This is a genomic window from Vibrio sp. 1580, assembly GCF_033340055.1.
In genome coordinates, this window is sequence record NZ_JAWOVT010000003.1 from 464,011 (window position 1) to 471,473 (window position 7,463).

The 7,463-nt window shown below is 45.3% G+C and carries 6 protein-coding genes; all 6 read left to right on the forward strand.

Features of this window, described 5'->3' with window-relative positions; all coding sequences use genetic code 11:
- Window positions 1-139 precede the first annotated feature (139 nt).
- The 6 genes from R7093_RS07370 (at window position 140) to gcvA (ending at window position 7,307) form a co-directional block, all read left to right on the forward strand.
- Window positions 140-1,993 carry an ABC transporter ATP-binding protein gene (locus tag R7093_RS07370; protein WP_033906862.1) on the forward strand — a complete coding sequence of 618 codons (1,854 nt, stop codon included), beginning with the start codon at window positions 140-142 and terminating at the stop codon, window positions 1,991-1,993.
- Window positions 1,994-2,232: 239 nt separating this feature from the next.
- Complete coding sequence (locus R7093_RS07375; RefSeq protein ID WP_025768539.1) at window positions 2,233-3,267, forward strand: DUF4118 domain-containing protein; 1,035 nt, start codon at window positions 2,233-2,235, stop codon at window positions 3,265-3,267.
- Window positions 3,264-3,962, forward strand: coding sequence for a response regulator transcription factor (locus R7093_RS07380; protein ID WP_047103933.1), 699 nt, complete (start codon window positions 3,264-3,266; stop codon window positions 3,960-3,962). Before R7093_RS07375 ends, R7093_RS07380 begins: the two co-directional genes overlap by 4 nt.
- Window positions 3,963-4,113: 151 nt before the next feature.
- Window positions 4,114-4,767, forward strand: coding sequence for a potassium channel family protein (locus R7093_RS07385; RefSeq protein WP_005375180.1), 654 nt, complete (start codon window positions 4,114-4,116; stop codon window positions 4,765-4,767).
- A gap of 1 nt (window position 4,768) precedes the next feature.
- Window positions 4,769-6,133: a TrkH family potassium uptake protein gene (locus tag R7093_RS07390; RefSeq protein ID WP_047103926.1), complete on the forward strand. Its 1,365-nt coding sequence runs from the start codon at window positions 4,769-4,771 to the stop codon at window positions 6,131-6,133.
- 247 nt (window positions 6,134-6,380) lie between these two features.
- Window positions 6,381-7,307, forward strand: coding sequence for a transcriptional regulator GcvA (gcvA, locus tag R7093_RS07395; protein ID WP_047103923.1), 927 nt, complete (start codon window positions 6,381-6,383; stop codon window positions 7,305-7,307).
- The last annotated feature ends 156 nt before the right edge of the window (window positions 7,308-7,463 follow it).

Consider the following 7,463-nt stretch of genomic DNA (forward strand, 5'->3'; position numbering starts at 1 on the left):
CTATTCCCGATAATTATGATTAACGCTAAGCTTAATTGTAATTATTATCATTTGAGCTTTTGTTTCGGTATTTTACTGACTTTTGTATCAAAAGATAGTAAAACGTTCGCAAATTCATTCGCGGTACCTAATCATTGTTATGTTCAATTGGTTTGAAAAACTGACCCAACCCTTTCCCCAGATGGAAACCGAAAAGCCACCGAAGACGCTATTTGGCTTTTGTCGTTTTTACACTCGTGGCTTTGAAGCCCCTTTACTCGTTATGGCTGTGTTCAGTGCGCTTATTGCCATTACTGAGGTGACGCTGTTGCGTTATATGGGCGAGCTCGTCGATATTCTCTCTAATCAAGATCGCGCAACATTCTGGCAAGACCAGGGTGATCGCATGCTAATGATGCTGTTCTTAGTGGCGGTTGTGATGCCAGCTCTCGGTTTTGTCCACTCAATGGTGATGCACCAAACGTTATTGGGTAACTACCCGATGTCTATCCGTTGGTTGATTCACCGTTACTTGCTAAAACAAGCGGTTGGATTTTTCCAGCGTGACTTTGCAGGCCGAGTTGCGACCAAAGTGATGCAAAGTGCGTTAGCGGTACGAGAAACGGTCATGAAGCTGGTGGATGTACTGGTTTATATCAGCGTTTATTTTCTTTCGATGCTCTGGATGATGGGCGAAGCCGATGGTTTGCTAATGTTGCCTATTGTGATTTGGATAGGAATGTACGCGGTTATTCAGTTCTACTTTATCCCTAAAATGAAACAAGTAGCGACAGAGCAAGCGGATGCTCGTTCTGTAATGACTGGGCGCATTGTCGATTCTTACACCAACATATCTACCGTAAAGCTATTCGCGCACTCGCAACGAGAGTTGGAATACGCAGAAAGCAGCATGAAGCAATTTTTGGTGACGGTTTACCGCCAAATGCGCATGGTGACTTGTTTACTGTTTAGTGTGGATGCCATCAACTATTTGCTGCTGATGTCTATTAGTGCCATTTCGGTTTATCTATGGCTAGATCACGCTGTAACAATTGGTGCTATTGCGATTGCCATCAGTATTGCATTGCGCGTACAAGGTATGTCGAAGTGGATCATGTGGGAAGTTAGCGCACTGTTTGAAAACATCGGTACAGTAGTAGACGGTATTAATACGATTTCAAACGATGTTGAAGTGAAAGACGTACCAAATGCTAAGCCTTTGCAAATCTCCCAAGGTGAGATCTGCTTTGATCACGTAGGTTTTAACTACAGTGATGAAAAGGCAGTATTTGAGAACTTGAATTTGACCATTAAACCGGGCGAAAAAGTCGGCATTGTCGGTCGCTCTGGGGCAGGTAAATCCACGTTGGTTAACCTGTTGCTGCGTTTTTACGATGTGAATACGGGTAAGATTTGTATTGATGGACAGGACATTTCTCAAGTTGAACAAGAGTCGCTTCGCCAACACATCGGTATGATCACGCAAGACACCTCTTTGCTACATCGCTCAATTAAAGAGAACATTCTTTACGGTGATCCAGATGCTTCAATGGATGCCGTTATCGCAGCTGCTGAGAAAGCACATGCTCATGATTTCATTCAATCTCTACGAGACGAGCAAGGTAACGTTGGCTATGACGTTGAAGTGGGTGAACGTGGTGTGAAGCTGTCTGGTGGTCAGCGTCAACGTGTGGCGATTGCTCGCGTTCTGCTGAAAAACGCGCCAATTTTGATCATGGATGAAGCAACGTCTGCACTTGATTCAGAAGTAGAATCGGCAATTCAAGAAAACCTTGAAGTTCTGATGGAAGGAAAAACAGTGATTGCGATTGCTCACCGTTTATCAACGATTGCCGCGATGGATCGTTTGATTGTAATGGATGACGGCAAAATCATTGAGCAAGGCTCGCATTACGAGCTGCTGCAATTGGGTGGTGTTTACGCTCAGTTGTGGAAGCATCAAACCGGCGGATTTTTGTCTGAGCAAGGTGATGCTCAACTGCAAGTCATCTAATATGACGCTACACAAAAAAGAGGAGCAAATGCTCCTCTTTTTTGTGTCTGTCGTTTATACCGAGTAAGTAGGCGTTAATGGGCAACGTTAACTTGTGATTATTCATTGAGTTAGGCCAACTTAATGATGATTATGTTTATAACTCACTGTCGTTATTGAATTTTTTACGCTTTTTTTACGCGAACTCCGAATGGGCTTTTGCTAAAGTTTTCTACATCGAATTTTGGTTGATGTATTTTATGTTTGTTCAATGGCGAGATAACACCTTTCTCTTTTCTACTACCGTGATTGTTGGCGCGGTTGTCGTCTCATGGTTGTTAGACCAACTGTTTGGCTCTACAGCCGCAGTCCTGCTGATTTTACAGTTAGCGGTCGTGGTAGTGGCGTTTCAATGCAACTCGCGATTCGCTTATGCGGCGGCGGTGATCGAAGCGCTGAGCTTCAACTTCTTTTTTACGACGCCTCGTTACTCTTTGCAGATGTTTCGTCCGGAAGACATTTTTAATTTAGTCGTGTTTATGGTGGTGGCATTTATCACCAGCACCTTTGCGGATCTTTATCGTCGCCAGCAGGGAGAATTAAAACAAACCAAGCTGCAAAACAGCATCCTGCTATCGGTGTCCCATGACCTACGCACGCCGCTGGCAACCATTATTGGAACACTGACCACACTCAACGAGTACATGCCCAAGCTCAATGACTTAGAGCGTAAAGAATTGCTCGACAGTGCGACTTCAGAAAGCCATCGCTTACATCAATATATCGAGAACCTCTTACAGGCGACTAAGCTCCAGCACGGCACATTAAAAATTACCAAAAAAGATGAGTTGATTGCAGATATTGTTCGGGATGCGGTTTCTCGTTTGCCAAATTACACCGAGAAAGTGTCCATGAATATGGATGATTCCGTTGATTATTTGTCAGTAAGTCGTTCGCTCATCGAGCAAGCGATTTTTAATGTGTTGGATAATGCCATGCGATTTTCACCAGAGAATGAATCTGTCGAGGTTTCACTTTCTAAGCAGGGGTCGTCGTGCGTGATTGATGTTCGGGACATGGGGATTGGCATCAAAGCTGAAGATGCGGAAAAAATATTCAGCCTTTTCTATTCCGACGCGAACAACAAATCGGCCGATTCAGGCACCGGAATGGGACTCGCGGTTGCCAAAGGCATCATCATCGCACACCAAGGAGAGATTCAATCTATGCCAGTATCAGAAGGGACGCTGATCCGCATTCGACTTCCACTCAATCCAGGAGCAGAGCAGGCGTGAGTTACAAAGTTTTAGTCGTGGACGATGAGCCTCGCATTCATACCTTTATTCGAATTTCGCTGTCTGCTGAAGGGTTTGATTACATTGGCGCGAGTACCATTGCAGAAGCCAAAGCGTGTTTCGAAGCGCATTCGCCGCACGTCATTCTGCTAGATTTAGGCTTGCCCGACGGCGATGGGAAGGAGTTTCTCACTACGCTTCGTCAGACGTATAAAACGCCAGTGCTAGTGCTGACAGCTCGCGATCAAGAAGAGGAAAAAATCCGCCTTTTAGAAGCGGGCGCGAATGATTACTTGAGCAAGCCTTTTGGCGTAAAAGAGCTCATCGCGCGCATCAAAGTGCTGGTTCGAGATTTGGTGGATGAGCAAACCGTCGCTGATGAGCTGGTGGCTGGCCGAGTCAAAATCATCAAAAGTACTCACCAATTTTGGTTGGATCAGAGGGAAATTCCACTCACCAAGAAAGAGTTTTCTTTCATTGAACAGTTGATTCTCAAGCCGGGAAAACTCATTGAGCAAACTCATTTGCTAGCGGTGATTTGGGGAAAAAGTCATGTCGAAGACACTCACTACTTACGCGTGTTAGTGAGTCAACTACGCAAAAAACTGAACGATAGTGCTGACGAACAGCGGCTATTAAAAACCGAGCCGGGGCTGGGTTATCGTTTAGTGCTTGAGACGTCCAAGCACTACTAAATTCCAAATTTAATCAACGTTAATGCCAAGGTTTAGTGCTGGTTATCGGCACTCGAACAGGATTCGTGTTGCCTATTTTCCGTGACGGATAATCAGTCTAGCCCTTAACGCATTAGTATTTTCTATACATAAAACACAGTTAGGTATTGATATGGCTCACTTTACAGTAATTGGTTTAGGGCGATTTGGCGTTGCCGCCAGCTTAGAACTTATTCATCTTGGACACACCGTAACGGGGGTGGATAGCGACCCGAAAATCGTCGAAAAATACGTCGAAGAGTTAACGCAAGCGGTCATATGTGACGCAACAGACGAAGGTGCACTCAGAGAGTTAGCGCTAGCGAACAGTGATGTGGTGTTGGTGGCGATTGGTGAAGACATGCAAGCCAGTTTGTTGTGTACGCTGGCGCTGAAAAATCTGGGTGTGAAATCCATTTGGGTCAAAGCGAGCACCAAAGCACACCACACCATCGTGTCTAAGCTTGGTGTACAACGCATTATTCATCCGGAAGAGGAGATGGGCGTAAGAGTCGCGCAGGCACTCAACTATCCGATGGTGAACAACTATTTGGAAATGGGGCATGGTTTGTATGTGGTGGAAATCCACGTTAAATCCAATCTGCACGATACGCCGCTTTCTAAGTTGATCAGCCGAGGCAGTTACAACATTCAGCCGATATTGGTGAAGCGCGAAGAAGCCGTCTACACCAATATCAATGATGAGTTTGTGCTTAATGAGTTCGACACGCTGTTGCTTTGCGGTAGTCGCGCTGAGCTGAAATACGTCGCTCCAAGGTTGGTGTAACATGGTTTTGTGGCATCCCTCTATTATCCCAATCGAGCGAAAACCCAAAGCGGGCAAAAAATTGTTGGGCGCACCGCCATTAATACTTAGCCTCAGCTTTGCGTGCTTGATCATGCTCGGCACGGTCTTACTCAAACTGCCGATTGCCACCACAGAGCCCATCACTTGGATTCAAAGCCTGTTTACTGCGACATCGGCCATTACGGTGACGGGATTAGTTGTGGTGGACACGGGCACGGCGTTTACGCCTTTTGGGCAAGTGGTTATTGCTTTCCTGATTCAATGTGGTGGCCTAGGTTTAATGACGTTTGCCATCGTGACCTTGCTGGCTCTGGGCGGAAAAATTGGCTTTTTGGAGCGAGCCGTCGCGAGAGAGGCGTTCAACCAAACTGACTCATCGACACTCATTGCCACTGCTAAATCTGTATTGATGTTCGCTCTGCTCGTTGAACTTATTGGTTTCACTATTTTGAGCGTTTATTGGAGTGAAGAGCTGGGCTGGAAAACCAGTTTGTTCCATGGTTTCTTCTACACCATCAGTGCGTTTAACAATGCAGGTTTTGCGTTGAGTGCCGATAGCTTAATGCCTTACGTGGACGACCCGATCGTTAACTTCACCATTACCAGTTTGTTCATTATTGGTGGTTTAGGCTTCTCGGTTTGGATTGACTTAAAACGCAATCGCCGTTGGCACCGACTCACCGTTTACAGTCGAATGATGATCTTAGGCACGGTGATCATTAACGTGGTGGCACTTATCGCCATTTACCTGATTGAATATGAGAACCCCAACACGCTTGCCCCTTTGAGCGAAGCAGGGAAATGGTGGGCATCGTGGTTTCAAGCGGTGACGCCAAGAACGGCGGGGTTCAATACTTTAGCTATCGATCAGTTGGAAGATGCCACAACGGCGATCATTCTGGTGTTGATGTTTATCGGCGGTGGTTCATTGAGTACGGCAAGTGGCATTAAAGTTGTGACATTTATGGTATTGGTCTTGGCAACTTACAGCTATTTGCGTCGCGATGAAGCAACCTATGCCTTTCAACGCGAGATTCCCAAAGAGACCATCAGCAAGGCATTGGCGCTGACTCTGATCTCGGTGGGGGTGACTTGGTTTGCCATATTCACGCTGTTACTGACAGAGAAAGCGTCTATGTTAGATATTATGTTCGAAGCGGTCTCGGCACTGGGTACGGTTGGGTTATCGCGAGGCTTAACGGGCAGTTTGTCCGAACCAGGTGAGTTAGTGATCATCTTCATGATGTTTATGGGACGATTAGGGCCTCTTACATTAGCGTACTTCTTAGCCAGTCCAAGAAAGAAAAAAGCGCGTTACGCGAGTACTAAACTGGCAATAGGGTAAATGGGCTAACTCGTACAAAGTGAGCAAAAGGCTAGGCAAAAGAGGAGTAACTGCTCCTCTTTTTGTGCTCGTTGTAGCCACGAAACTGTATACGGCAGTCTCTCTCACAACAATTTATGATTCATCTCTATTTTTTATCATTTATAAATTGTCGTTTTTGAGGTGTTGTCCAGAATGGCATTATCCACGTGCAACATAAGATTGCCGGGAATAAAAATAATTACAATACTGCCTTACTGGAAGATACATGAAAATCAAACCTCTCCCACCTTTAAATAGCCTCGTTGCGTTTGAAGCGTCGGCGCGGCACTTGAGTTTTACGTTAGCCGCTGACGAGCTAAACGTGACCCAAGGTGCTATCAGTCGCCAAATTAGACAATTAGAAGAATACTTAGGCAAGGCTATGTTCACGCGAGCCAATCGAAGCATTAATTTAACGCCTACAGGTCTTCAATATTATCAAGCTGTCAGCCAATCTTTGCTCGATATTGCTCAAATCACGGGTGAAGTGAAAAAGTGGCAGGGCGAACAAAAGATCACGGTTGCGACGACAAATGCAATGGCAGCCTTGTGGTTGTTGCCTAAGGTCGCTCAATTTCAAAATGAACATGATGACATCGATATAAGAATATTAGCCTCAGATAATGTGTTGGACTTACGCCGATTAGATTGCGATATCGCCTTGTTTTATTGTCGCACTCCACCTGCGGAAATGGACGTGACAACGCTATTTTCAGAAGAGGTATTCCCTGTGTGTAGCCCGCTTTATTTAGAGAAAATCGGCCAGCCTAGTGAGCCAGAAGAAATCTTCAATAAAACGTTACTCTATCTGGAAGAGTCTCAAAGAGATTGGGTGAATTGGGAGCAGTGGTTTGCGAGTGTGGGGTTGCCAAATATTTCGCCTCGTAATCGCATGAACATCAATAACTATCCAATGCTGTTACAAGCGGCAATTAATGGTCAGGGCATCGCGTTAGCCTGGGGGTCATTAGTGGACGACTATTTACAAAGCGGTGCTTTAGTTAGGCCAGTCGAACACGTGCTTTCAACACCTTCCAATTTCTCTATGCTTGAACCTAAAAATAGAGGTTTAATCCCAGCAAGCGTCAAGCGTTTTAGAGAGTGGCTTTTGCAACAGTTGCCAGATGAGGTGGGTGATCGAGGTTTAGCCTAAATCAATAAGCAGAGAAAATAACAGAGTTTGGTCATGTTAAAAAAGCGGGAGTACCAGTTCCCGCTTTGTTTTTATTGATTGTGCCGTCCTAAATAAGGTTGACACTTTCCACCCCCAAAATTGGAGAGTGTTATGAAATCAACAACTAAAAGAACT